This window comes from Streptomyces sp. NPDC020192, from assembly GCF_044388685.1.
GTDB lineage: Bacteria > Actinomycetota > Actinomycetes > Streptomycetales > Streptomycetaceae > Streptomyces.
In genome coordinates this window covers 199,003-222,847 of sequence record NZ_JBIRXG010000015.1, presented here as the reverse complement: position 1 = coordinate 222,847, position 23,845 = coordinate 199,003, and the positions used below count along the sequence as shown (strand labels likewise).

Annotated in this window: 22 protein-coding genes and 1 pseudogene; 12 read left to right on the top strand and 11 right to left on the bottom strand. The window is 70.6% G+C overall.

The features are described 5' to 3' along the window. Nucleotides 1–43: 43 nt before the first annotated feature. Nucleotides 44–1,391: pseudogene (locus tag ACH47Z_RS27940) on the bottom strand (peptidoglycan recognition protein). Nucleotides 1,392–1,501: 110 nt separating this feature from the next. Here ACH47Z_RS27940 and ACH47Z_RS27935 point away from each other — a divergent pair. From ACH47Z_RS27935 to ACH47Z_RS27920, 4 genes are all read left to right on the top strand, one after another. Further along, on the top strand, nt 1,502–2,269 hold the full coding sequence (locus tag ACH47Z_RS27935; RefSeq protein ID WP_399078314.1) for a TIGR03089 family protein: 768 nt from the start codon (nt 1,502–1,504) through the stop codon (nt 2,267–2,269). 99 nt (nt 2,270–2,368) lie between these two features. Further along, entirely contained in the window at nt 2,369–3,511 is a 1,143-nt protein-coding gene (locus ACH47Z_RS27930) for an LCP family protein (RefSeq protein ID WP_399078312.1), read from the top strand. Nucleotides 3,512–3,742: 231 nt separating this feature from the next. After that, nucleotides 3,743–5,506, top strand: coding sequence for an LCP family protein (locus ACH47Z_RS27925; protein WP_399078310.1), 1,764 nt, complete (start codon nt 3,743–3,745; stop codon nt 5,504–5,506). A gap of 143 nt (nt 5,507–5,649) precedes the next feature. Continuing rightward, entirely contained in the window at nt 5,650–7,251 is a 1,602-nt protein-coding gene (locus tag ACH47Z_RS27920; protein ID WP_399078308.1) for an LCP family protein, read from the top strand. A 45-nt stretch (nt 7,252–7,296) separates the two neighbouring features. Here the strand turns inward: ACH47Z_RS27920 and ACH47Z_RS27915 are convergent, their stop codons facing one another. Further along, entirely contained in the window at nt 7,297–8,337 is a 1,041-nt protein-coding gene (locus ACH47Z_RS27915; RefSeq protein ID WP_399078306.1) for a glycosyltransferase family 2 protein, read from the bottom strand. A 251-nt stretch (nt 8,338–8,588) separates the two neighbouring features. On the opposite strand from ACH47Z_RS27915, the gene ACH47Z_RS27910 reads away from it, so the two are divergent. Next, nucleotides 8,589–9,962: an LCP family protein gene (locus tag ACH47Z_RS27910; RefSeq protein WP_399078392.1), complete on the top strand. Its 1,374-nt coding sequence runs from the start codon at nt 8,589–8,591 to the stop codon at nt 9,960–9,962. A 16-nt stretch (nt 9,963–9,978) separates the two neighbouring features. Here the strand turns inward: ACH47Z_RS27910 and ACH47Z_RS27905 are convergent, their stop codons facing one another. Further along, nucleotides 9,979–10,539, bottom strand: a complete 561-nt coding sequence (locus tag ACH47Z_RS27905; RefSeq protein WP_399078303.1) for an acyl-CoA thioesterase — start codon at nt 10,537–10,539, stop codon at nt 9,979–9,981. 130 nt (nt 10,540–10,669) lie between these two features. On the opposite strand from ACH47Z_RS27905, the gene ACH47Z_RS27900 reads away from it, so the two are divergent. Then, nucleotides 10,670–11,995 (top strand): LCP family protein, encoded by a 1,326-nt coding sequence (locus ACH47Z_RS27900; RefSeq protein ID WP_399078301.1) that lies wholly within the window; start codon nt 10,670–10,672, stop codon nt 11,993–11,995. 66 nt (nt 11,996–12,061) lie between these two features. Here ACH47Z_RS27900 and ACH47Z_RS27895 read toward each other — a convergent pair whose 3' ends face one another. The 3 genes from ACH47Z_RS27895 to ACH47Z_RS27885 form a co-directional block, all read right to left on the bottom strand. Next, nucleotides 12,062–12,421, bottom strand: coding sequence for a four-helix bundle copper-binding protein (locus ACH47Z_RS27895; RefSeq protein ID WP_399078299.1), 360 nt, complete (start codon nt 12,419–12,421; stop codon nt 12,062–12,064). Nucleotides 12,422–13,350: 929 nt separating this feature from the next. Continuing rightward, on the bottom strand, nt 13,351–14,082 hold the full coding sequence (locus ACH47Z_RS27890) for an ATP-binding protein (RefSeq protein WP_399078297.1): 732 nt from the start codon (nt 14,080–14,082) through the stop codon (nt 13,351–13,353). A 5-nt stretch (nt 14,083–14,087) separates the two neighbouring features. Next, nucleotides 14,088–14,405: a hypothetical protein gene (locus ACH47Z_RS27885; RefSeq protein WP_399078295.1), complete on the bottom strand. Its 318-nt coding sequence runs from the start codon at nt 14,403–14,405 to the stop codon at nt 14,088–14,090. Nucleotides 14,406–14,611: 206 nt separating this feature from the next. Between ACH47Z_RS27885 and ACH47Z_RS27880 the strand changes: the two genes are divergently transcribed. Next, nucleotides 14,612–15,484 (top strand): helix-turn-helix domain-containing protein, encoded by an 873-nt coding sequence (locus ACH47Z_RS27880; RefSeq protein WP_399078293.1) that lies wholly within the window; start codon nt 14,612–14,614, stop codon nt 15,482–15,484. Beyond that, on the top strand, nt 15,481–15,669 hold the full coding sequence (locus tag ACH47Z_RS27875; RefSeq protein ID WP_399078291.1) for a DUF397 domain-containing protein: 189 nt from the start codon (nt 15,481–15,483) through the stop codon (nt 15,667–15,669). The genes ACH47Z_RS27880 and ACH47Z_RS27875 overlap by 4 nt, the downstream gene beginning before the upstream one ends. Before the next feature lie 71 nt (nt 15,670–15,740). Here the strand turns inward: ACH47Z_RS27875 and ACH47Z_RS27870 are convergent, their stop codons facing one another. Further along, on the bottom strand, nt 15,741–16,898 hold the full coding sequence (locus tag ACH47Z_RS27870) for an acyl-CoA dehydrogenase (protein ID WP_399078289.1): 1,158 nt from the start codon (nt 16,896–16,898) through the stop codon (nt 15,741–15,743). Between the two features lie 185 nt (nt 16,899–17,083). Between ACH47Z_RS27870 and ACH47Z_RS27865 the strand changes: the two genes are divergently transcribed. Then, complete coding sequence (locus tag ACH47Z_RS27865; protein ID WP_399078287.1) at nt 17,084–18,427, top strand: UDP-glucose dehydrogenase family protein; 1,344 nt, start codon at nt 17,084–17,086, stop codon at nt 18,425–18,427. A gap of 104 nt (nt 18,428–18,531) precedes the next feature. Here ACH47Z_RS27865 and ACH47Z_RS27860 read toward each other — a convergent pair whose 3' ends face one another. Next, nucleotides 18,532–19,038: a CGNR zinc finger domain-containing protein gene (locus tag ACH47Z_RS27860; protein WP_399078285.1), complete on the bottom strand. Its 507-nt coding sequence runs from the start codon at nt 19,036–19,038 to the stop codon at nt 18,532–18,534. 95 nt (nt 19,039–19,133) lie between these two features. Here ACH47Z_RS27860 and ACH47Z_RS27855 point away from each other — a divergent pair, with 95 nt between their 5' ends. Beyond that, complete coding sequence (locus ACH47Z_RS27855) at nt 19,134–19,502, top strand: VOC family protein (RefSeq protein ID WP_399078283.1); 369 nt, start codon at nt 19,134–19,136, stop codon at nt 19,500–19,502. Between the two features lie 20 nt (nt 19,503–19,522). Next, nucleotides 19,523–19,924 (top strand): VOC family protein, encoded by a 402-nt coding sequence (locus ACH47Z_RS27850; RefSeq protein WP_399078281.1) that lies wholly within the window; start codon nt 19,523–19,525, stop codon nt 19,922–19,924. Between the two features lie 10 nt (nt 19,925–19,934). Here ACH47Z_RS27850 and ACH47Z_RS27845 read toward each other — a convergent pair whose 3' ends face one another. Together ACH47Z_RS27845 and ACH47Z_RS27840 are read right to left on the bottom strand one after the other, a co-directional pair. Continuing rightward, nucleotides 19,935–21,032 carry a dipeptidase gene (locus ACH47Z_RS27845; protein ID WP_399078279.1) on the bottom strand — a complete coding sequence of 366 codons (1,098 nt, stop codon included), beginning with the start codon at nt 21,030–21,032 and terminating at the stop codon, nt 19,935–19,937. Nucleotides 21,033–21,143: 111 nt separating this feature from the next. Beyond that, complete coding sequence (locus tag ACH47Z_RS27840) at nt 21,144–21,503, bottom strand: MerR family transcriptional regulator (RefSeq protein ID WP_399078277.1); 360 nt, start codon at nt 21,501–21,503, stop codon at nt 21,144–21,146. A gap of 65 nt (nt 21,504–21,568) precedes the next feature. On the opposite strand from ACH47Z_RS27840, the gene ACH47Z_RS27835 reads away from it, so the two are divergent. Next, complete coding sequence (locus tag ACH47Z_RS27835) at nt 21,569–22,717, top strand: alkene reductase (protein ID WP_399078275.1); 1,149 nt, start codon at nt 21,569–21,571, stop codon at nt 22,715–22,717. Here the strand turns inward: ACH47Z_RS27835 and ACH47Z_RS27830 are convergent. Continuing rightward, nucleotides 22,666–23,844 (bottom strand): dipeptidase, encoded by a 1,179-nt coding sequence (locus ACH47Z_RS27830; protein ID WP_399078273.1) that lies wholly within the window; start codon nt 23,842–23,844, stop codon nt 22,666–22,668. The genes ACH47Z_RS27835 and ACH47Z_RS27830 overlap by 52 nt on opposite strands. Nucleotide 23,845 lies beyond the last annotated feature (1 nt).

Genomic DNA, 23,845 nt, shown 5'->3' with positions numbered 1-23,845 from the left:
ACCGGCGTGCCCCGCCGACAGCGGTGAACGCGAACCCCTGTCATCAGCGGCCCTGGTAGCGCGCCGCGATGGAACGAGCCGTACCGAGCTGCGTGTAAAGCGACGCACCGGGGCACTCAGTCGGGAATCCGTCCCGATGACCTGAGATCACGTTCAGTCGTACGTTCTTACCCTTCGCGTAGAGGTTGCCACCGTCCGACGTGAGATACGTCCTGCCACGCGGATCGGCGCCGTGGATCCCGAGCTTCCACGCGGTGAGCCGGGCGACGGCCGTGACCGCCGCGCCGGGCGGCTTCGCCGCGTCGTATGTGCCGATCACGGCGATGCCCATGCTGTCGCCGTTGAACCCGAGGGTGTGCGCGCCGAGGACCGGCTTCGCCACGCCCCCGGCCCGGCCCTCGTAGACGTTTCCGCACTTGTCGACGAGGAAGTTGTAGCCGATGTCCAGCCAGCCCATGCTCGCCACGTGGTAGCGGTAGATACTGCGGATGACGGAGGGGGCCTGGGAGCAGCTGTAGTTGTCGCCCGAGGCCGTGTGGTGCACGAAGGCCGCCTTGACCGTCTTCGTGTAGCCGAACCCGGGTTCGCGCAGTGACTCGTCCGCGCCCCAGCCCCGGCGGGTGACGATCCGGGGGCGCGGCCCGATGTACGGCGTCGCCCGCACCGGGCCCTGGAGGCGGGCGAGTTCCCGCTCGGTGGCCTGCCGGTCGAGCGCCGGGATCTCCAGGGCGGCGAAGCCGGCGATGTCGGTGTTGGCCGGCCGAGGCCGCGCGGGCCGCGTCCGTGTGCAGATCGGTGCGGGGCGCGTCGGCGGGCACGTCGGCAGGCGCGCCCTCGGGCAGCGCCTCCTCCCCCGGGTCGACCAACTCCAGGCTCAGACCGGGCGGCAGCGGGGGCGGCACTGCGCGGGTACGGCCGCCCCGGGGGCCCGTGGACTCCGCGCGGACCCGTACGTCCACGCCGTCCGAGGGACCCACCCACAGCGGCGCGGTCGCCCCGCGCACCCGGTGCGAGGCACCCTCCGCGGTGCCCGGGTCGGCGCCGTGGTCGGCGTTGTGCGTCTCGACGTCCTGCCAGCCGGACCAGATCCCCGTGCCGGCCGACCGTGTGCGCACCTGGACCCGGCCGCGCAGTTCGGCGCGGGGGTCGTGCCACGCCACCCCGACCAGCGAGAAGTGCTCGCCGCCCGCCCGGTACAGGCCCTGCTCCGGGGCGGCGCCGAGCGCACGCTCGCGGGAGAGGGGGGCGAGGGGGAGGGAGCGGGTACTGCCGGTGCTCACCGGTTCAGCGGTCGCCGCGGTCGCGGTCGGCGGCGGAAGGACGAGCGCCGCGGCGCAGGTGACGCCGATCGAGGAAGTCAGGAGTCCACGCATGCTCATGATCTTGGACATAGTCATATAAATCTGTCCAATGAGGAGCTGACGGGGCGTCGGAAGCGTTCGGCCGAACCGGTGGCCCGGCCGCGCGCTGCGCGGGCCCGCCCGCGCGTACCCTTTTCCGGGTGAACGCCACCGATCGCACCCCTGCCGACCTGCTGGCTTCCGCGCTCGCCGCGGACCCCGGCCGCCCTCTGGTGACCTTCTACGACGACGCCACCGGCGAACGCGTCGAACTGTCCGTGGCCACCTTCGCCAACTGGGTGGCCAAGACGGCGAACCTCCTTCAGGGCGACCTCGCCGCCGGGCCGGGCGACCGGGTCACGCTGCTGCTGCCGGCGCACTGGCAGACGGCGGTGTGGCTGCTGGCGTGTTCGTCGGTGGGGGCCATCGCCGATGTGGGCGGGGATCCCTCCGTGGCCGACGTCGCGGTCAGCGGGCCGGACGCGCTGGACGCGGCGCGGGCGTGCCGGGGAGAGCGGGTCGCTCTCGCGCTACGGCCGCTGGGCGGGCGGTTTCCGCAGCCGCCGGAGGGGTTCATCGACTACGCCGTGGACGTGCCCGGGCAGGGGGACCGGTTCGCGCCGTTCGCTCCCGTGGACGCGGAGGAGCCCGCGCTGATCGTCGCCGGGGCGGAGTTCAGCGGGGCGGAGGTCGTACAGAAGGCGGTCGCCGACGCGGCGGAGCTGGAGCTGACGGGGCCCGGGTCGAGGCTGCTGTCGGGGTTGCCGTACGACACGTGGGAGGGGCTGAGCGCGGGGTTGTTCGCGCCGCTCGCCTCCGGCGGTTCCGTGGTGCTCTGCCGGAATCTGGACCGGCTGGAGGAAGAGGCTCTCGCCAAGCGGATCGAGAGTGAGCGGGTGACGTCGGTACGGCGGCGAGCGCCGGAGTAACCCACTTGGAGTAGCTGAGGGCGCCTCCGGGTCCCGTCCCCGCCATCGTCGTAGGAGCAGCACGTTCCGCCCGTACGTCGATGAGGGGGTGCCCCGCCCGTGACCGACACCGCAGGCAGGGCCCTCGGTCCCGGCCTCGGGGCCTCGGCCACCGGGGTCGGGCTGGTGCGGCGGCGTCGGCGGCAGTGGACGGAGCGGGCGGCGCTCGGGCTGGCCCTGGTCGTCGTGGCGGCCGGGGGGACCGGCTGGGCGCTCTACGCCAAGCTCAGCTCGAACATCACCGCGGACGACCCGGCCGCCCGGGAACTCGCCCGGTACGAGGCCGAGCGGCCCACCGCGCTGGTGCGGGGCGCACAGAACATCCTGCTGATCGGGTCCGACAGCCGGGCCGGGGACGGGAACGCGGAGTACGGGCGGGATCTGGGCAGTGAGCGGTCCGACACGACGATCCTGCTGCACCTGGCCGCGAACCGGCGCAGCGCCACGGCCGTGTCGTTGCCCAGGGATCTGATGGTGGACATCCCCGCCTGTCTGCGGGCGGACGGGAGCCGGAGCGAGCCGGTGTTCGCGATGTTCAACAGCGCGTTCTCGGTGGGCGGTTCGGCCTGTTCGATCCGTACCGTCGAGAAACTGACCGGCATCCGGATCGATCATCACGTGGTCGTGGACTTCAGCGGGTTCAAGGAGATGGTGGACGCCGTCGACGGGGTGCAGGTCTGTCTGAAGGAGCCCATCGACGACAAGGCCGCCAGGCTGAAGCTGCCCGCGGGGAAGGTCATGCTGAACGGGGAGCAGGCGCTCGGCTACGTACGGGCCCGCAAGTCGCTCGGCGACGGCAGCGACACCGAGCGGATGGAGCGCCAGCAGCGGTTCCTCGGCGCGCTCGTCAACAAGATGCAGAGCGGCGACGTCCTGCTGAACCCGGGGAAGCTGTATCCGGTGCTGGACGCGGCGACCTCCTCGCTGACCACCGATCCGGAACTGGCCAGTTTGCGCGGCTTGTACCAGTTGGTGCGCGGGCTGCGCACCATCCCCATCGAACAGGTGCAGTTTCTGACGGTACCCAGGGAGTCGTACGTGTACGACACCAATCGTGACCAACTCGTGGAGCCGGAGGCCGAGAAGCTGTTCGCGCGGCTGCGTGCCGATCAGCCCGTGGCGGTGACAAAAGGGGCGGGAGGGGCCCCTTCTCCCACACCCACCTTCTCCGGCACCACCGCCGCCGAGCACGACTGCGTGTGAGGCGCACACCGGCGCGCTGAAAATCCGTTCGGAATATGAGGGGGATTGCCCAGTTGTAGGCAGGCGGAATTTGTCACCGGCGTCGCTTGACGCTGAACTGGGCGGATAGTGTGAGCGACCCGGTGCACCTCGCCGCGAGATCCCTGCGGGGGTCGTGCACCGATTCACCGAGACCCGAGCGCCTTTGAGGGGGAAGGCGCCGCGTGGCCCCGACGGAGGATTCGGACAACCGTGGACGCGCAAGGCCGTGGGCGGGCGGATAACATCGACCCCGCCGACCAGTGGGTACTCAATCCGAACACCGGCGAATACGAACTGCGACTGAGTCCTTCCGCACCGCAGTCGTCGGTCCCGGGCCCCCGCAGACCGTCCTCCCGGGACGGCGCCGGCGCACCGCGTCGTCGTAACGACTCCAAGCCCGGCGAGACCCGTGAGATGGGCACGGTGCGCGCCGGGGACGTACCGCCGCCGCGCTCGTCCCGGCGCCGGGGCGGCGAGCCGGAGGCCCCGCAGGGGCGGCGCGCGACACGGCGGCCGGTGAAGAAGAAGTCGAAGGCGAAGAAGATACTGGCGTGGACGGCCGGCGGCACGGCGTTCACGCTGGTCGCCATCGGCACCGCCGGTTATCTGTACCTCAAGCACCTCGAGGGCAACATCAGCTCGACCGACGTCGGTGACGCGGGCTCCAAGGGCTTCAGCAAGCACGAGGCCTTCAACCTGCTCATCATCGGCACCGACAAGCGCACCGGGAAGGGCAACGAGGGCTACGGCGACAAGGGCAGCGTCGGGCACGCGGACACCAACATCCTGCTGCACGTGTCGAAGGACCGGACCAACGCCACCGCGATGAGCATCCCGCGCGACCTCATCGTCAACGTCCCGGACTGTCCGACGAAGCAGCCGGACGGCAGCACCAAGGTGGTCCCCGGCACGGAGAACGTGCGCTTCAACACCAGCCTCGGCCAGGACGATCGCGACCCGGGCTGCACCATGCGCACCGTGGAGGAGGTCACCGGCATCCACGTGGACCACTTCATGATGGCGGACTTCAACGCGGTGAAGACCCTGTCGAGCGCGGTCGGCGGCGTCGAGGTGTGCGTCACGCATCCGGTGAACGACAAGGAGTCCCATCTGAAGCTGCCCGCGGGCAAGTCGCGGGTGTCGGGCGAGCAGGCCCTGGCCTTCGTACGCACCCGGCACAGCTTCGGCAACCACGGGGACCTGGACCGCATCAAGGTCCAGCAGCAGTTCCTGGGCTCGCTGATGCGCGACATGTCCTCCAGCGACACCCTCACCAACCCCTCGAAGCTGCTGGACCTGGCGGAGGCGGCGACCAAGGCGCTGACCGTCGACACCGGCATCAAGAGCATCAGCACGCTCAAGGACGTGGCGCTGGAGATCAAGAAGGTCCCGACGAAGAACATCTCCTTCGTGACCGTGCCCGTGCTCGACAACCCGGCCGACGGTCGCGTCCACAAGACGGTCATCGTCAACCCGAGCACCGCCCCGGAGGTCTTCGACGCGGTCAAGAGCGACGTCTCCTTCACCGAGGTGAAGAAGAAGCAGAAGGAGGCGAAGGACGCGGCGGCCGCCCAGCTCAAGGGCACCCGGTCCGCGCCCTCCGACGTGCGGGTGCGGATCCTCAACGGCGGTGCCGAGGGGGGCAGCGCGCAGGAGACCCTGTCCTGGCTGCAGACCTCCAAGGGTGTGCTGAAGTCGGAGAACGCGGGCAACGCACCGGCGGAACTGAAGAACACCACGCTGGAGTACGCCCCCGACCAGGCCGCCCAGGCGCGGGAACTGGCCGCGCTGATGGGGCTGCCCGGCTCGGCCCTCAAGCCCGGCAAGAGCGTGACCAACTCCCAGGGGCTGCCGGCGATGACCCTGACCCTGGGCAAGGACTTCAAGGGTGCGGGTGTCTCGCTCACCGCTCCGGCGAAGGCACCGAAGGTCGACGGGGCGTCCACGGCCAACGAGGTCAAGTGCGCCTCATAGGTAACCCTTCGGGCCCGTCGTGCGTCTAACCCGACGCGGGACGGGCCCGTTTCATGGCGCAAGGGTGGGGAGGGCAGGAAGCTTTGGCGCAGAGTGATGTGCGGGGAGAGGTGCGGGCAGAGGGTCCCGCGGGGGACGACACGATGTCGCTCACGCCGCGGTCCGCGGACGCGGCGGAGGGCTCCGGCCGGCACGGTGACGGGCGGCGGGGCGGCGGCGCGAAGACCGACCGGCGGCGGCGCAGACGGCGCGCCCTGCGCTGGTCGGCGACCGTGCTCGCGGTGGTCATACTCGGGACGGCGACCGCCGGCTACCTCTACTACGAGCATCTCAACGGCAACATCCAGAAGGGCGCGCGCAGCAGCGGCGACGGCAAGGCGCAGAAGACCGCGCCGAACGCCGCCGGGCAGACCCCGCTGAACATCCTGCTGATCGGCTCGGACAGCCGTAACTCGGCCGAGAACCTGAAGCTCGGCGGCAGCAGGGACAGCGTCGGGGGCCCGCCGAACGGGGACGTGCAGATGCTGATCCACCTGTCCGCGGACCGCAAGAGCGCCGCCATGGTGAGCATCCCCCGGGACACCCGCGTCTCCATCCCTCCGTGCAAGGACCCCGACACCGGCAAGGCCTACCCGGAGACGAACGACATCATCAACACCACCCTGGGCCGCGGCGGGGCCGGCTGCACGCTGTCCACCTGGGAGAACCTCACCGGGGTCTACATCGACCACTGGATGACGATCGACTTCTCCGGTGTGGTGCGGATGGCAGACGCCATCGGCGGAGTCGACGTCTGTGTGAAGCAGAACGTGTGGGACCACCCGACCCCGGCCCAGCCCGGCGGCTCCGGACTGAAGATGACGGCCGGCACGCACAAGGTCAGGGACGTGCAGGCGCTGCAGTGGCTGCGCACCCGGCACGCCTGGGGCAGCGACCTGCTGCGGGCCCGCGCCCAGCACATGTACCTGAACTCGATGATGCGCACGCTGCGGCAGCAGAACATCTTCACCGACACCGGGCGCCTGATGGGCCTGGCCGAGGCGGCCACCAAGTCCCTGAAGGTGTCCGAGGAGATCGGCACGGTCAAGAAGCTGTACGACCTGGGCATGGAGATGAAGGCGGTGCCGTCCGACCGCATCACGTCGGTGACGATGCCCAACCTCCCGGACCCGCAGGACCCCAAGAACCACGTCGTGCCGGACAAGGCGAACGCCGACAAGCTGTGGCAGATGCTCCGCGACGACGTGCCGCTGGACAAGAACGGCAAGGACTCGGGCGGTACCAAGCAGGTGTCCAGCAAGCCCGCCCCGGCCAAGACGCCCTCGACGGACCCGGCCCGGCTCGGGGTGCTGGTGCAGAACGCCACGCAGACCTCGACCGAGGCCGCCGTGCAGCACCGGGCCTCGACGATCAGCGAGGCGCTCGTCCAGGCCGGCTACGCCAGGGCGGAGGCCGACACCTCCGGCACCCGGTCCGAGGACAAGACGGTCGTGCAGTACCCGAGCGCGGACCTGCAGGGGGACGCCGAGGCCGTGGCCAAGGCCCTCGGGATCCCGACGAGTTCGGTGAAGCAGTCGACCGACGTCTCCGGCGTCACGGTCGTCGTCGGCGCGGACTGGCGCACCGGCACGTCGTATCCCAAGGAGTCGAAGCCGAAGGCCGGGGACATTCCCGACGGCACCGACGCCGTCAACGGCTCGGACACGTCGAAGTGCATGGACGTGTACCCGCCCTACCAGTGGTAGCCGAAAGGCCTCTCCCTCGTACGGGGAGAGGCCTTCGGACCTGGTTCAGTGCGTGCTCGAGTGCGAGCTGAGGACCGCCGGCCGGCGGGACGCGATGACCCTCTTCGCCAGCGACTTCGGGCTGGTCAGGAAGCCCCAGCCCCACGACATGTGCATGGTGGCCAGGGCCACGGGGATCTGCAGCCGGGCCTTGGGGGGCAGGCCCTTGCCCGCCGGGACGGAGCCCGCGGCGATCGCCGCGAGGTAGCCGGCGGGGATCACGAAGCCCACGGGGCTCACCAGGGCGCCGACGACGATCCCGGCCGCTATCGCGCACACCGCCGCCGGAGGGGCGAGGTAGCGCAGGTTGATGGAGCCGGAGTGGTAGCGGGCGACGACGTGCCGCCAGCGGCCGTAGTCCTTGTACTGCTTGGCCAGCGCCTGCACGCTCGGCCGGGGCCGGTACGACACCCTCAGCTCGGGTGAGAACCAGATCAGCCCGCCCGCCTCACGGATGCGGAAGTTCAGCTCCCAGTCCTGGGCGCGGATGAACTCCTCGTTGTAGCCGCCCTGTTGTTCCAGGGCCTCGCGCCGGAAGACCCCGAGGTAGACGGTCTCGGCGGGCCCCGCCTGGCCTCCCGTGTGGAAGGCGGCGTTGCCGACCCCGATCTTCGAGGTCATGGCGGCCGCGACCGCGTGCTCCCAGTCGTTCTCGCCCTCGGCGTGCATGATGCCGCCGACGTTCTGCGCGCCGGTCTCCTCCAGGAGGCGGACGGCGGTCGCGATGTAGTTCGGCGAGAGCATGCCGTGGCCGTCGACGCGGACCACGATCGGGTGCCGGGAGGCCTTGATCGCCGCGTTCAGCGCCGCGGGCGTACGGCCGGTGGGGTTCGGGACGGTGTGCACGCGGGGGTCTTCGGCGACCAGCTCGGCGGCGATCTCGTCCGTGCGGTCCGTGGACGGACCGAGGGCGATCACGACCTCCATCTCGCCGGCGTACTCCTGCGCGAGGATCGCTTGGACGGCCCCGCGCAGATGCCGCTCCTCGTTGAGGACGGGCATGATCACGGAAACAGCGGGGAGCCGCACGTCGGGCTTGGCGTTCATAGGGGCCTCACGTTACCGCGAACGGGGGACACCGGTGCGCGCCGCCGGGGCGTAGCACCGGGCTGGAGATCGTATCGGCCTACCGTGCTCACGGATCCCACGTACGGCCTCGTCCGGAGGTGTCCCCCTTGGCCAGCCCGCCCCGGTCCCCCGCGCGCCCACAGCGCCGACCGCAGCCGCCCCGCCGTGTGCCGCGCCCGCCCGAGCGGCCCGTGCGGTCCGTCCGCCGACCCCGCCGGCCGCGCTGGGCCATGCGGGCGGTGTCCACGCTCTCCGTCGTGGTGCTCGCCTCGGCCGGGATCGGGCACGCGGTGATCAGCAGCCTGGACGCGGGCATCGCCCGGGTCGACGCGTTCAAGGACATGAAGAACCGGCCCCGGGCGGGCCACGGCATGAACGTGCTGCTGGTCGGCACCGACGGCCGCGACAAGATCACCGAGCAGGAGCGGCGGGCGTACCGGCTGGGCGGGGCGCCCTGCCACTGCACGGACACGATGATGATCGTGCACATCTCGGACAGCCGGGAGCGGGCCACCGTGGTGAGCCTGCCGCGCGACTCCTACGCCGAGGCCCCCGCGCGGACCGACCCCGCGACCGGGCAGCAGCGCCCGGCGCACCCGGTCCGGCTGAACGCCGCGTACTCCGAGGGCGGGCCCCAGCTGACCGTCCGCACGGTCGAGAACATGACCGGTGTGAAGATCGACCACTATCTGGAGGTCGACTTCACCAGCTTCATGAAGACCGTGGACGTCCTCGGCGGGGTCAAGATCTGTACGCCGAACCCCCTGAAGGACGCCTACAGCGGCCTCGACCTCACGCCCGGCACGCACACCCTCATGGGCGGGCAGGCGCTGGAGTACGTGCGGGCCCGGCACGTCGACGGCACGAGCGACCTGGGCCGGATGAAGCGGCAGCAGAAGTTCCTGGCCGCGCTGATCGACCGGACCGCGACCTCGGGGGTGCTGCTGAACCCGTTGAAGTTCCGTGACGTGACCCGGGCGGTGCTGGGCTCGGTCCGCGCCGACGAGGGCTTCGGCGCCGACGAGCTGCTCGACCTCGGCCGGGCCATGCGGAACTTCTCCCCGTCCTCCTCCGAGTTCACCACCGTGCCGATCGCCCAGATGAACTACGACGCCAAGGGCATCGGCTCGACCCTGAAGTGGGACCAGCCGAAGGCGGAGCAGCTGTTTTCGTCCCTGCGCGACGACAAGCCGCTCACCGTGGACCAGCCGAAGCCGCACGGCCCGGCACCGGCCCCGGCGACCCCGGTGGAGGTGGATCCGCGGACGGTCCGGGTCCAGGTGGCGAACGGCACGGCCACGTCCGGGCTGGCCAAGCGGGTGGACGCGGCGCTGGCGGCCACCGGCTTCGCCACGACGCACCAGCCGGCGACGGCCCCTTCTCATGTGCCGCACACCGTGATCTCCTACGACCCCCGGTGGGACCGGTCGGCTCGCGCGCTGGCGGCGGCCTTGCAGGGGGCCGAGCTGCGGGCCGTGCCGGGGCAGGGGCCGCTGTTGAAGGTGACGGCCGGGGCGGATTTCAAGGACGTACACAGGGTGCGGTTCGAGGACCCGGGCCAGCCGCAGCCGGCCCCGGTGCGTGGCAACGAGGTGGTGTGTTGACCACCCGGTCCTCGAACTAGTCCTCGAACCCCTCCGCCGCCCGCTGCTCCCGCAGCTCACGAATCTCCCTGCGCCGCGCCAACCGGTGCGTACGCCGAATCTGCGCCTCCTGGCACCGGCGCCGGTCGCGGTCGGTCTCCGGTATGACCGGCGGGACGCGACGCGGCTTGCCGTCGGCGTCGACCGCCGCGAAGACCAGGTAGGCCGAGCCGACCTGGGTGGGCGGGGCGGACTCGTTCCAGCGTTCGGCGAGGACGCGGACGCCGACCTCCATGGAGGTGCGGCCGGTCCAGTTGACCTGGGCCTTCACATGGACCAGGTCGCCGACGCGGACCGGCTCCAGGAAGGCCATCTCGTCCATGGACGCGGTGACGGCGGGACCGCCGGAGTGCCGGCCGGCCACCGCGCCCGCCGCGTCGTCGACCAGTTTCATGATCACCCCGCCGTGCACCGTCCCCAGCAGGTTGGTGTCGTTGTGGGTCATGATGTGGCTGAGGGTGGTGCGCGAGGCGGACGTCGGCTTACCCGGAATGTCCGATTCCATGTCCGGTTCCGCGCCCGTGGCCTGGTCTGTCATGCCCTCCACCTTATGCCGAGGTGACTTTCGCGGAATTTGTGTCAGCTTCGCAACAGGCCCGCCCTGATTTTCCGACTGTTTTCGGCTGCCCCTTGCCCGGCACACACCGGCGACCTGCACACTGGGGCGCATGAATGACTGGCCCGAGGGATGGTCCGACGACAACCGTGGCCCCCGCTACGGACGCGGCAGTGCCGGCGCGCAGCCGGAAGGCGCCCAGGTGATGCGTCAGGTACGGCGCGGCCCGGCGGTACCGCCCGGGCAGCGCTCGGCGTACGGCAACCCCGGCCCGGCGGCGCCGCCGTACGGGGCCGGTGTCCCGCAGCAGCCGTCGTACGTCGACGGCCAGGGACACGACGAGGGCGCCGGCTACGGCGCGTACGACAGCGACTACAACACCGGGCAGGTCTACGGCAGCCCCGGCGGGCGCGGTCCGGGCGGTACGGCGGGTGCGCCGGACCAGGGTCCGCGGCCCGCGCCGAACTGGCGGCGGCGGATCAAGTGGAGCGCGATCACGCTGGCGACCGTGCTGATCGTCACCTCGGTCGCCACCTACTTCTGGGCCGACTCCAAACTGCGCCGCGAGGTCGACCTGTCCCAGGTCATCGACCGGCCGGCGTCGGGCTCGGGCACCAACTACCTGATCGTCGGCTCGGACAGCCGCGAGGGCATGACCAAGGCGGACGAGAAGAAGCTGCACACCGGCTCCGCCGAGGGCAAGCGCACGGACTCGATGATGATCCTGCACGTCGGCGACAACGGCGACACGCTGGTCTCGCTGCCGCGCGACTCGAACGTGACGGTGCCGTCGTACAAGGGGTCGACGTCCGGGAAGGTCTACCCGGCGCGGGGCTGGCAGGAGAAGCTGAACGCGACCTACGCCGAGGACGGGCCGACGCTGCTGGTGCGCACGATCGAGGCCAACACCGGTCTGCACATCGACCACTACGTGGAGATCGGCTTCCAGGGCTTCGCCAACATCGTGGACGCGGTCGGCGGAGTCGAGATCACCATCGACCAGGCCTTCAAGGACAAGTGGTCCGGCGCCGACTTCAAGGCGGGCAAGCAGACGCTGAACGGCACGCAGGCCCTCGCCTTCGTCCGCACCCGGCACGCGTTCGCGGCCAGCGACCTGCAGCGCACCAAGAACCAGCAGAAGTTCCTGTCGGCACTGGCCCACCAGGTGGCGACCCCGTCGACGATCCTGAACCCCTTCACGTTCTATCCGGTGATGGGCGCGGGTCTGGACTCCCTGATCGTCGACAAGGACATGTCCCTGTGGGACCTGGCCTCGATGTTCTGGGCGATGAAGGGCGTCCAGGGCGGCGGCGGCACGTCGCTGAACATGCCGATCTCCGGCTCTGTCGGCGGCAACCTCGTCTGGGACAAGGCGAAGGTCAAGACCCTGGTGGACGAGCTGAACAACGACCAGAAGGTCACCGTCTCCGGTAACTGACGGCTGCCGCACTCACCGGTCGAGGGCGCCCCTGTGGGCGCCCTCTCCCGTTCTCGGCCAGAACGTTCACATGCCGGCGCCCGCCATGGCGCGGCACATTTCCGACGCGCGGCGACACGCGTCGGCGCACCGCATCATCTGCGGGTCGTCCGGCATCCTCATACACGCCTCGACGCACATGTCGCACGCCATGGCGCACATCGTGCACATCTCGCCCGACATCGGCGAGCGGCGCATCATCATGTCAGCGCACATACGGGTGGTCTCGGAGCAGTCCATGAGCGCGCGCATGATCTGCATCTGGGCCTGACCGCCCATCTGCATGCAGGAACTCATGGTCTCCTCGCACATGCTGTGCGCGTTCATGCAGGCGTTGACGCAGTCCTGCATCTGCTGGGTCATGGGGGTCATCGTGGGCTGGGCCATGGCTCCTCCTGGGGGAAGAGGGGACCCTCCACGGGTCCCCGCGTGCTTCCGTCCTATGTCAGGCGGTGGGGTCCCGCATGTGACCGACCGGTCGGATGGCGCCGGTCATTGATCGGCCCCGGGGGACGGGTGTCCGAACAACTCCTCGGCGGTGAGTCTCGGTGTCGGACGCCGGGGCGCACGCTGCCGGCGCGCTCGGTCCGGCCGAATGACGCCGACAACGCGGAGGAGACAAGGGTGAAGATCAAGCGCCCCGTGGGGAGCAAGTGGACGGGGCTGCTGGCGTTCGCGCTGGCCCCGATGGTGGTGATGGCATCCCCGAGCGTCGCCGCGGCGAGCAGCACGGTGTGCCTGGAGAACTCGGATGGTTCGCAGAGCGACATCGCCGGCAACTGGTCGACCCCGAACAAGACGCAGTCGGTGGGCGTGCAGCAGGCAGTGCCCCTGGAACGTGCCCAGCTGCTCCTACGCCTGGCAGCAGTCGAAGACGTCGGGCTGGCAGTGGCAGGCCGGCCTCAACCTGAAGCTCCCGAGCGGCCTCAGCAAGGCCTGGAGCGAGCTCGCCGCTCTCACCCCCTCGTACAACCGCAGCGGGTCCACCCCCTCGTACACCTTCACGACCAACCTGAAGCCGGGGCAGTTCGCCCAGCCGATCCAGGTCGTGGAGCGTCGCTGGACGCAGGGCGTCTACCACTCCACCGGGAAGCGCTGCCTGTCGAGCCCGAGCAACCCGAACCACAGTCCACCCCGGCAGAACTCTCGCGCTACGTGTCAGCTCCATCGCCGTGGCCTGTCAGGCCGGTGCGAGCGCCGACTTCCTATACCGGAGGAGGGGAGCTCGCCGCGCGGGAGGGTCGGGAACCTCGCCGAGCGAACGAGGACTCAACCCCTGCTGACCAGTTGATCAGCCCCTCCCGCACCGGGGCACTTCACTGGATGCCAGCCCCGACAGGTACCTCGGCCCAGACCGTCAGGCCGCCGCCCGTCGGCCAGGTTCCCCAGCGATGGGAAAGGGCTTGGGTGATCAGTAGTCCGCGGCCCTGTTCCTGGTCCGCACCCGGCGGTCCGACCGGTGTGGCAGTGGTCCCCGGCGTCCGCCCACCGCCCTGGTCGGTCACGCTGATCGTGACCGACCAGCGCATGAGGACACAGGCGACCGTGACAGTGCGGCTGTCGCTGTGTTCCAGGGCGTTGGCGACCAGCTCTCCGGCGATCGTCTCCAGGTCGTCCGTGACGCCGGTGGGCAAGGCCCACAACCGGGCCGTGTCGCGTACATACCTCCGGGCAGCAGGTGCGGAGGCGAGGTCACCCCCCGGAAAGGACTGCCAGCCGTACGCCCGGGGCTCGGCCGGGGTGTCGTCCGGGGCTCCGCCGGGGAGTGCTTGCGCCGCTCCACCGAGGCGAGCGCCTCGGGATCTCGCGATGAGCAACGCGTCGGCGAGAGCGTCGCCCAACTGGGAAGCCAGCGAGGCGACTTCGGCCGCGTTCGGACCGCCCGCCGCCAGCACGTCGTGTGTACGAGCCAGAAGCCGGTCGGCGAGGCCGAGTTGCGCGTTCTCGATCCGGTCGGCAAGCCGGGAGATGCCAACATCGCCAGCCGTGACGAGCAGGCAAGGCTGGCCGTACGCGCCGGTCCAGGGCAGAAGCCCTACACGGTTCATGTCACTCATGAGGCCGCTCCGAGGCGGGCGTGGATGTCACGGGTGTCGAGGTCGACGCCGTACGTCGCGCACCAGAGGATGTCGCGGCGAAGCCGCTGGATGCGGGCCTTCTCTTCGCGTTCGTACGCGGCGAGGTAGGGGCGGACGAGGGGGGTGTCCCAAACGTGGACGGCAGATGTGGGGAGGGGAGGGATCGGCGCGGGTCGCCGGCATGGCGGGACGAACGGGGACTGCACCGCAGACCGCCGGTCCGCGCGGTGCCGGTCCGATGCCCTGGCGAGTCGTAGCAGTCGACCAGCTGCACGCTTCAGGTAACTGATCACGCTCTCAACTCCTCGAAGAACGAGCGAAAGTGACTGCGGGAAGCCTTCCATGGGAATCCCATGGCTGTTTCCGCCATGGAGGGAGTTCATCAATGTGGGTGAGGGGCTTCGGATCCACGTCCGATTCGGCGAAGCAGCCCATAAAGTCAGCGCCGTTGGCGCGCAGAAGGGGCCGAAAGGACCGGCTCCGGGAGGGAGTCGGCGACATGACCGCCACGCAGACGGGACCGGCCGGCCGCATGCAGATCGCGCGAGGGCTGATCGCGCTGCGCGAGCGATGCGGACTCACCCAGACACAGGTCGCGGAGAAAGCGGGTGTCAGCACCACGACCGTCAGCAGGTACGAGACCTGGCAGGATCGAGCCCGTATCAGGTGGGCAACGGTCAAGGCCCTGGCCGACGCCTGTGATGCGACGCTTCAGGAACGCGAGGCCCTCGTGGTCCTGGCCAAGTCGCAGGCCGACGGCTGGTGGGTGGGCAACCATGCCGTACCGGACTGGATGGACCCGCTCGTATCGTTCGAGTACGCAGCCGCATACGAGCATGTGTTCGCGAACTCCGTCATTCCCGGCCTGCTGCAGACGAAGGAATACGCCCTCGCCATCCATCAAGCCCGTGAGGTGCGCAGCTCGAACGAGGAGATCGAGCGGATGGTAGAGGCCCGCATCCAGCGCCAGACCATCCTGAGCCGGGACCCGGCACTGCATCTGTGGGTGGTCCTCGACGAGGCAGTCCTGCACCGGACCGTCGGGGACGGCGACGTCATGCGACAGCAGTTCTCCCACATTCAGGAGCTGGCCGCCAGCCCTCACATCGACATCCAGGTCCTCCCGTTCAGCGCTGGAGCACACGCCGCCGGAGCCGGACACTTCGTACTCCTCGGACGGGACGACGAGCGGGAACCCCTGAACTCGATGGCTGTCGTCTACATAGAAATGCGCCGACGCGGCCTGTACCTCGATGACGCGGAGGACGTGGGCGCCTACAAACTCACTTTCGACTACCTTCGTTCCCAGGCCGCCGACCCGGCCACCTCAGCACAGCTCATCGCCACGGCACGACAGGAGTTGAACTCGTGACTCACATAGTCACCTCCCCGACCTGGACCAAGAGCAGCTACAGCGGAGGGGAGGGCAACGAGTGCGTCGAGGTGGCGATCCAGGGCATCACCACTGCCGTCCGCGACTCGAAAGCCCCCACGCGAGGCACCCTCTCCGTACCGCGCACCGCCTTCGCGGCATTCGTCGAAGGACTGAAGCGATGACGGAGCAGTAAGACCGCAGCGAAAAGGCGCCCCGCAGGGCGCCTTTCCAAGATCCGTGAACTCCCGTACCGCTACGGCAGGTTGCGGGCCATGACGATCCGCTGGACCTGGTTCGTCCCTTCGTATATCTGCGTGATCTTGGCGTCGCGCATCATGCGCTCCACCGGGTAGTCACGGGTGTACCCGTACCCGCCCAGCAGCTGGACCGCGTCCGTCGTGACCTCCATGGCCACGTCGGAGGCGAAGCACTTGGCGGCGGCGCCCAGGTAGGTGAGGTCGGCGTCGCCGCGTTCGGAGGCGGCGGCGGCCTGGTAGGTGAGGGCGCGGGCGGCCGATATCTTCATGGACATGTCGGCGAGCATGAACTGGATGCCCTGGAAGTCCGCGATCGCCTTGCCGAACTGCTTGCGCTCCTGGACGTAGCCCTTGGCGTAGTCGAAGGCGCCCTGGGCGACACCGAGCGCCTGGGCGGCGATGGTGATGCGGGTGTGGTCGAGGGTCTTCATCGCGGTGGCGAAGCCGGTGCCCTCCTCGCCGATCATGCGGTCGGCGGGGATGCGGACGTTGTCGAAGTAGACCTCGCGGGTCGGGGAGCCCTTGATGCCGAGCTTCTTCTCCGGGGCGCCGAAGGAGACACCCGGATCGGACTTCTCGACGACGAAGGCGGAGATGCCCTTGGTGCGCTTCTCCGGGTCCGTCACCGCCATGACCGTGTAGTACTCCGACACGCCCGCGTTCGTGATCCAGCGCTTGACGCCGTTGAGCACCCAGTGGTCGCCGTCGCGGACCGCCTTGGTCTTCATGCCGCCCGCGTCCGAGCCCGCCTCCGGCTCGGAGAGGCAGTACGAGAACATCGCGTCGCCCTTGGCCAGCGGGGTCAGGTACTTCTTCTTCAGCTCCTCGCCGCCGGAGATGATCACCGGGAGCGAGCCGAGCTTGTTCACCGCCGGGATCAGGGAGGAGGAGACGCAGGCGCGGGCCACCTCCTCGATCACGATGACCGTGGCGAGCGCGTCGGCGCCGGCACCGCCGTACTCCTCGGGGACGTGCACGGCGTGCAGGTCGTTGGCGACGAGGGCGTCGAGGGCCTCCTGCGGGAAGCGGGCCTCCTCGTCCACCGCCGCGGCGTACGGCGCGATCTTCGCCTCGACCAGGGAACGAACGACGTCGCGGAGCATGTCGTGCTCCTCGGACGGGCGGTACAGGTCGAAGTCAGCCGATCCGGCCACGGTCTCTCACGCTCCAAAGACGCAGTGATACTGACGCTAATTACCGTTAAGTAACTCAAATTTTAGAGGGCCGTCTGCATGACGCCTACGTGAGCTACACGACAGCAGGGAAATTGCCCGGCGAGGGGCCCGACTATGCTCAGCCCCGCATCACCGACGTACCGAGCGGAGCTGGAGCGCACCCCATGAGCTTGAAGATCACCGTGATCGGCACCGGCTACCTCGGCGCCACACACGCCGCGGCCATGGCCGAACTCGGCTTCGAGGTGCTCGGGCTCGACGTCGTCCCCGAGAAGATCGCCATGCTGGAGCGCGGCGAGACTCCGATGTACGAGCCGGGGCTCGAGGAGCTGCTGAGGAAGCATGTGGCGGGCATCGAGGGGGCCACCGGGCGGCTGCGGTTCACCACCGACTGGGCCGAGGTCGGCGATTTCGGTGACGTCCACTTCGTGTGCGTCAACACGCCGCAGAAGCATGGCGAGTACGCCTGCGACATGTCGTACGTCGACTCCGCGATCGCCTCCCTCGCCCCGCATCTGCACCGCCCGGCTCTGGTCGTCGGCAAGTCGACCGTGCCCGTGGGCTCCGCCGAGCGGCTGGCGGCCTACCTGGCCGAGAACGCCCCGGCGGGTGCGGAGGCGGAGCTGGCCTGGAACCCGGAGTTCCTGCGCGAGGGCTTCGCCGTCGAGGACACCCTGCACCCGGACCGGATCGTGGTGGGCGTGCGCGGCGAGCGCGCCGAGAAGCTGCTGCGCGAGGTGTACGCGACCCCGATCGGCGAGGGCACGCCGTTCGTCGTGACCGACTTCCCGACCGCCGAGCTGGTGAAGACGGCCGCGAACTCCTTCCTCGCGACCAAGATCTCCTTCATCAACGCGATGGCCGAGGTGTGCGAGGCCGGCGGCGGTGACGTGGCCAGGCTCGCCGAGGCCATCGGGTACGACGACCGGATCGGCAGCAAGTTCCTGCGCGCCGGGATCGGGTTCGGTGGCGGGTGTCTGCCGAAGGACATCCGGGCGTTCATGGCGCGGGCGGGTGAGCTGGGCGCGGACCAGGCGCTGACCTTCCTGCGCGAGATCGACTCCATCAACATGCGCCGGCGCGGCCAGATGGTCGAGATGGCCCGCGAGGCGCTCGGGGGCGGCTCCTTCCTCGGCAAGCGGGTCGCGGTGCTCGGCGCCACCTTCAAGCCCGACTCGGACGACGTGCGCGACTCGCCCGCGCTGAACGTGGCCGGCCAGATCCATCTCCAGGGCGGCCAGGTCACCGTGTACGACCCGAAGGGCATGGCCAACGCCCGCAAGGTCTTCCCGACCCTCGGCTACGCCGGTACGGCACGGGAGGCCGTCCGGGGCGCCGACGCCGTGCTGCACCTCACCGAGTGGCGCGAGTTCCGCGAGCTGGACCCGGCGACGCTCGGCGAGGTCGCCTCGTCCCGGCTGATCCTGGACGGCCGCAACGCCCTCGACCCGGACCTGTGGCGCCGGGCGGGCTGGACGTACCGGGCGATGGGCCGCCCGACCGCGTAGTGACAAAGGTGACGCCGGTTCGGCCGAGGCTCAGTCGGCCGAACCGGCGTCTTTCCGCATTCTGCACCATCGGACACATACGTGGCCGGTGAACTCCCTGTGTCTTACCCCTCCTTGGCCCGGTACCGGCGCATCTTCGCCCGTGCCCCGCACACCTGCATCGAGCACCAGCGGCCGCGTCCGGCCGGGCTGCGGTCGTAGTACGCCCAGTGACAGGTCTCGGCCTCGCAGGCCTTCAGCCGCATCCAGGTGTCCTCCGCCAGTCCCTCGGCGACGGCGGCGGCGACGCGGGAGAGCAGCGGGGCATCCGGGGCAGGGGCGAGGGCCGCGGAGCCGTCCCGCTCGTCGACGGCGACGTACAACGGTGCGCGGGACAGCAGCGTGCCGAGCGGGGTCACCTCGCGGTGCGGCCGGTGCCCGGCGTGCGCGAGCAGCACGGCCCGCAGCGACTCCCGCAGCTCCCGCGCCTCCTCCAGCCCGTCCTCGGCGATCCCGAAGCGCCCCCGGCCCTCCTCGGTGTCCAGCGTGTCGGCGCCGGTCTCGATGTCCAGCGTGTTGACCAGGGACTCGACCAGCGCCAGGGCTCCGGGGGCGGCCGATCTCTCATTCATGCTTGCGACGTTACCTCCAGTGCGGGAGCATGCAGTAACCGTTACCGGTTACCCGCCTCTATAGGTAACACGGTCCGTGACGCAAGGAGGTAGTCATGGCTCTCGCCAAGCTCGGTGTCGTGGTGCTGGACTGTCCCGATCCCCGTGCGCTGGCCGGCTTCTACGCCGGAGTGCTGGGCGGCACGGTGGAGGGGGACTCCGAAGACAGCGCGTGGGTGGATCTGAAGGTGCCCGGCGGACCGGCGCTGGCCTTCCAGCAGGCACCGGGGTTCGTGCCGCCGAAGTGGCCCGCGCCGGACGACTCGCAGCAGTTCCATCTGGACCTGGTCGTGGACGACCTGGACGCGGCGGAGAAGGGGGTGCTGGAGCTGGGGGCGCGGCCGCTGGACGCCGAGGACCGCCAGCGGACCTTCCGTGTGTACGCCGACCCGGCGGGGCACCCGTTCTGTCTGTGCGCCTGCTGAGCGTCCTGAAGGAGGATTCCATGGCGTCCGTCGCCCGTTTCCGTAACGTCGTGCTCGACTGTCCCGATCCGCACGCGCTGGCCGCCTTCTACGCGGCGGTGGCCGGGGGCACCCCGGAGGCCCCGGACCCCGAGGACGACGACTGGGTCGTCCTGCAGGTGCCGGACGGGCCGCGGCTGGGCTTCCAGCGGGCCGAGGGGTACACCCCGCCGGAGTGGCCGCGCGCGGACCGCAACGGCCAGCAGTTCCACCTCGACTTCGACGCGGGCCGGACCTGGGCCGAGGTCGACGTGGCCCATGAGCGGGTGCTGGCGCTGGGCGCGCGGCCGCTGGACCTGGAGGACCGGGAGAAGAAGGACTTCCAGGTGTACGCCGACCCGGCCGGGCATCCGTTCTGCCTGTGCCGGATCGACCACCCCTAGGCCCTGTCGCCTATGCGTCGAGCTCCGTGATCCTCGCGTGCGGGGCCTCCCGGCGGTGCTGGGCGGCGCGGGCCGTGAAGTCCGCGCTGCGCAGCACCCGTTGGACGTTGCCCCAGGTCAGCAGGGACAGCTCGGTCTCGGACCAGCCGCGGCGCAGGAGCTCGGCGATCAGGTGGGGGTAGCGGGAGGCGTCGGCGAGGTCGTGGGGGTGGACGGCGCCGGAGTCGTAGGTGCCGGACAGGCCGACGCACTCCGGGCCGGCCACGTCGCGGACGTGGTCGAGGTGGTCGGCGACGTCCCGGACCGTCGGCCCGGTCTGCTCGGCGGTCAGCGGCACCATGCACAGCCCCTTCGCCTCGCCCAGCGCCGCGAGCAGCTCGTCGGGCAGGTTGTCCGGGTGCGGGCGCAGCGCGCGGGCGGCGGAGCGGGTGCACAGCACCGGGGTCTTGGACAGGGCCAGGGCGCGTCCGGCGGTGGCGGGGGAGGCGCCGGAGACGTCGGCCAGGACGCCGAGCCGGTTCATCTCGCGGACCACCTCCTCGCCGAAGCGCGACAGCCCCTGCGCGCCCGCCCACGCCGTGCCCGTGAGGGTGAGGACGCGCAGGCCGAGGGCGTGCAGGATGCGCAGGATGCCGAGGGAGTCGTCGAGCGCGGCCGCGTGCGCGGGACCGGGCACCACGGCGACCCGGCCGCAGTTGCGGGCGTCGATGATCTGCCCGGCGGTGCGCACCAGTCGCAGCCCCTCCGGATGCGACTCGATCACCGAGCGCACCTGGTCCAGCTGCTCCAGGGTCGCCGCCGTGGCCCGCCGGCCGCCGGGGCCCTCGGGCAGGTGCAGCGACCAGAACAGCACGCCCACATGGCCCTCGCGCATCCGGGGCACATCGGTGTCCACTGCGGCCTCGCCCAGCTCGAGGTCGTACCAGGGCAGATGGCGCAGCGCCCACGGCAGCCCGCTGTAGCCGTCGGCGACGGGGTGCGCGGCGAGCAGGGCGTGGGCGCGCGCCAGGGCGGCGTCGGGCGCCTCCTGCGGGAAGGGGTCGTCCGGCAGGCCGCCGTCCGCGCTGACCTCGCTGGTCGTGGAGATGTCGTGCTGGAGGTCGGCCATGGCGGGCTCCGTACGTCGTCGTGAGCTACGTCGTGGTGGGGCGTAGTCGCCACGGTCGCACGGAGGGGAGGGAGGCTTCCTGGTGAGTGGGGCGTTCGGGGGTACGGCCGATCAGGTGTCCTGGGCCGCCCGGATCACCTCGTCCAGCGTCTCCCGGGAGCGCACCAGGTCGGCAATCGTGCGGTCGATGCGGTCCCGCTCGGCGCTCAGGTCGGCGACCAGCCTCGGCGTGGCGATCGCGGAGGGCCCGCCGTCCTGGTCGCGCATGCAGGGCAGCAGCTGCCGGATCTTCTCGCTGTGCAGCCCGGCCGCGTACAGTTCCTGGATCCGTACGACCCGGTCGACGGCCGCCTCGGGGTACTCGCGGTGGCCGCCGGGGGTGCGCTCGGCGACGAGCAGCCCCTGGGTCTCGTAGTAGCGCAGCGACCGCTCGCTCACGGCGGTGCGCCGGGCCAGTTCACCGATCCGCATACCGAGCCTCCGACGGGATCTCCGGGCTTGAATCTGACATCAGTGTCAGGTTCTACCGTACGGCCATGACGCAGACAACGGGCTCCACGGACTCCACGGACTTCCTGGCCCCCGCCCGGCTCGGGCGGCTGACCCTCCCCCACCACCTCGTGATGGCCCCGCTCACCCGCAACCGCGCGGAGGCCGACGGCACCCCGACCGACCTCATGGTCACGCACTACACCCAGCGCGCCTCGGCCGGTCTGATCATCGCCGAGGGCTCGACGCCCAACCCGGTCGGTCAGACGTACCCGGACATCACCGCGATCCACACCGACCGGCACGTGACCGGCTGGCGCAGGGTCACCGACGCGGTGCGGGCGGCCGGCGGGCGGATGTTCCTCCAGCTGCAGCACGGCGGCCGGGTCGGCCATCCGGCGACCAGCGGGCTGACACCGGTGGCGCCCTCTCCGATCCCGCTGCCGGAGACGATCTTCACTCCGCGGGGCCACCGGCCGGCCGCCGTGCCGAGGGAGATGACGGCGGACGACATCCGCGCCGCCATCGCCGACTTCGCCGCCGCCGCTCGCCGGGCCGTCGCCGCGGGCTTCGAGGGCGTGGAGGTGCACTCGGCCAACGGGATGCTGCTGCACCAGTTCCTCGCGGACAACACCAACCGCCGTGACGATGGCTACGGCGGCTCGGTCGAGCGGCGGGTGCGGTTCGCGGCCGAGGTGACCGAGGCGGTCGCCGACGCGATCGGCGCCGACCGGGTGGGCATCCGGATCTCCCCCGCCTCCACCGTCAACGGCGTCCGCGAGGACGACACCGACGGCCTGTACGCGGCTCTCCTCGCCCGGCTGAAGGGACTGGACCTCGCCTATCTGCACCTGGTGCGGTCCGACCCGGAGGCCGGCTGGTACCGGCGGATCCGCGCCGACTGGCCCGGTGTCCTGATCGGCAACCCGGACCTGACCGATCTGACCACCGAGGCCGTCACCCGGGCCTCCCGCGAGATGCTGGCCGCCGGTGCCGACCTGGTCGCGCTCGGCCGGCCCTTCCTCGCCAACCCGGACCTGGTGGAGCGGCTGCGCCTCGGCGCGCCCCTCAACCAGGTCCGGGACCGGTACTTCATGTACGTGGGCGGGGCAGCGGGCTACAACGACTACCCCGTCCTCACGGATCAGCCGTCCAGCGACTCGATGGTGGCGTGGGACGGGGCGCGGGTCGCCTGAAGCTCGCGGGCCACGTCCTCCGCCGCGCTCAGCACCCGTACCGCGTTCTTCCAGGTCAGCTTGGCCAGATCGGCCCTGGACCAGCCGCGGTCCAGCAGCTCGGCGAGCAGGTTCGGGTAACCCGAGACGTCGCTGAGGCCCTCCGGGGTGAACGCGGTGCCGTCGTAGTCGCCGCCGATGCCCACGTGGTCGATGCCGGCCACCTCGCGCATGTGGTCCAGGTGGTCCGCCACCGTGGACACCGTGGCGACGGGGCGCGGGTGGCGCTCCTCGAAGGCGCGGTGGATCTCCATCGCCCCGGGCGAGGTGTCCAGATGGTGCAGGCCGTGCGCACGCATGTTCTCGTCGGCCGCCAGCGTCCACTCGACGGCCGCCTGGAGCACGAACTTCGGCACGAACGTCACCATCGCCATACCGCCGTTGGCGGACAACCGCTCCAGAACGTCGTCGGGGACGTTGCGCGGGTGGTCGCACACGGCCCGCGCGGAGGAGTGCGAGAAGATCACCGGCGCGGACGAGGTGTCCAGCGCGGCCCGCATCGTCGTCGCCGCCACGTGCGAGAGGTCGACGAGCATGCCGAGGCGGTTCATCTCCCGGACCACCTCGCGGCCGAACGCGGACAGACCGCCGGCCTTGGGCTCGTCCGTGGCCGAGTCCGCCCAGTCGTTGTTGTCGTTGTGGGTGAGCGTCATGTAGCGCACGCCCAGCTCGTACAGCCCGCGCAGGGTGCCGAGGGAGTTGTCGATCGAGTGACCGCCCTCCGCGCCCATCAGGGAGGCGATACGGCCCTCCGCGCGCGCCGCCTCCATGTCGGCGGCGGTCAGCGCGGCCCGCAGATCGGCGGGGTGCCGGTCGATCAACTGCCGTACGCAGTCGATCTGTTCGAGCGTCGCGGGCACCGCCCCGGGCAGGTCCGAGCGCACGTACACCGACCAGTACTGCGCCCCGACGCCGCCCGCGCGCAGCCGCGGGATGTCGGTGTGCAGATGCTCGTTCTGGGGTACGGCGATGTCGCGGGCGGCGAGGTCGTAGCGGACCTGTTCGCGCAGTGCCCACGGCAGGTCGTTGTGACCGTCGACGACCGGGAACTCGCGCAGCAGGGACCGTACTTCGTCCAGTGAGGTCATT

Bases quoted from the DNA above. Each gene is read 5' to 3' on its own strand.
- ACH47Z_RS27835 (WP_399078275.1), top strand. From the start codon at position 21,569: ATGACGCAGACAACGGGCTCCACGGACTCCACGGACTTCCTGGCCCCC.
- ACH47Z_RS27850 (WP_399078281.1), top strand. From the start codon at position 19,523: ATGGCGTCCGTCGCCCGTTTCCGTAACGTCGTGCTCGACTGTCCCGAT.
- ACH47Z_RS27915 (WP_399078306.1), bottom strand. From the start codon at position 8,337: ATGAACGCCAAGCCCGACGTGCGGCTCCCCGCTGTTTCCGTGATCATG.
- ACH47Z_RS27830 (WP_399078273.1), bottom strand. From the start codon at position 23,844: ATGACCTCACTGGACGAAGTACGGTCCCTGCTGCGCGAGTTCCCGGTC.
- ACH47Z_RS27880 (WP_399078293.1), top strand. From the start codon at position 14,612: ATGACCGCCACGCAGACGGGACCGGCCGGCCGCATGCAGATCGCGCGA.
- ACH47Z_RS27910 (WP_399078392.1), top strand. From the start codon at position 8,589: ATGCGGGCGGTGTCCACGCTCTCCGTCGTGGTGCTCGCCTCGGCCGGG.
- ACH47Z_RS27905 (WP_399078303.1), bottom strand. From the start codon at position 10,539: ATGACAGACCAGGCCACGGGCGCGGAACCGGACATGGAATCGGACATT.
- ACH47Z_RS27890 (WP_399078297.1), bottom strand. From the start codon at position 14,082: ATGAACCGTGTAGGGCTTCTGCCCTGGACCGGCGCGTACGGCCAGCCT.
- ACH47Z_RS27855 (WP_399078283.1), top strand. From the start codon at position 19,134: ATGGCTCTCGCCAAGCTCGGTGTCGTGGTGCTGGACTGTCCCGATCCC.
- ACH47Z_RS27865 (WP_399078287.1), top strand. From the start codon at position 17,084: ATGAGCTTGAAGATCACCGTGATCGGCACCGGCTACCTCGGCGCCACA.
- ACH47Z_RS27920 (WP_399078308.1), top strand. From the start codon at position 5,650: ATGTCGCTCACGCCGCGGTCCGCGGACGCGGCGGAGGGCTCCGGCCGG.
- ACH47Z_RS27840 (WP_399078277.1), bottom strand. From the start codon at position 21,503: ATGCGGATCGGTGAACTGGCCCGGCGCACCGCCGTGAGCGAGCGGTCG.
- ACH47Z_RS27900 (WP_399078301.1), top strand. From the start codon at position 10,670: ATGAATGACTGGCCCGAGGGATGGTCCGACGACAACCGTGGCCCCCGC.
- ACH47Z_RS27845 (WP_399078279.1), bottom strand. From the start codon at position 21,032: ATGGCCGACCTCCAGCACGACATCTCCACGACCAGCGAGGTCAGCGCG.
- ACH47Z_RS27895 (WP_399078299.1), bottom strand. From the start codon at position 12,421: ATGGCCCAGCCCACGATGACCCCCATGACCCAGCAGATGCAGGACTGC.
- ACH47Z_RS27860 (WP_399078285.1), bottom strand. From the start codon at position 19,038: ATGAATGAGAGATCGGCCGCCCCCGGAGCCCTGGCGCTGGTCGAGTCC.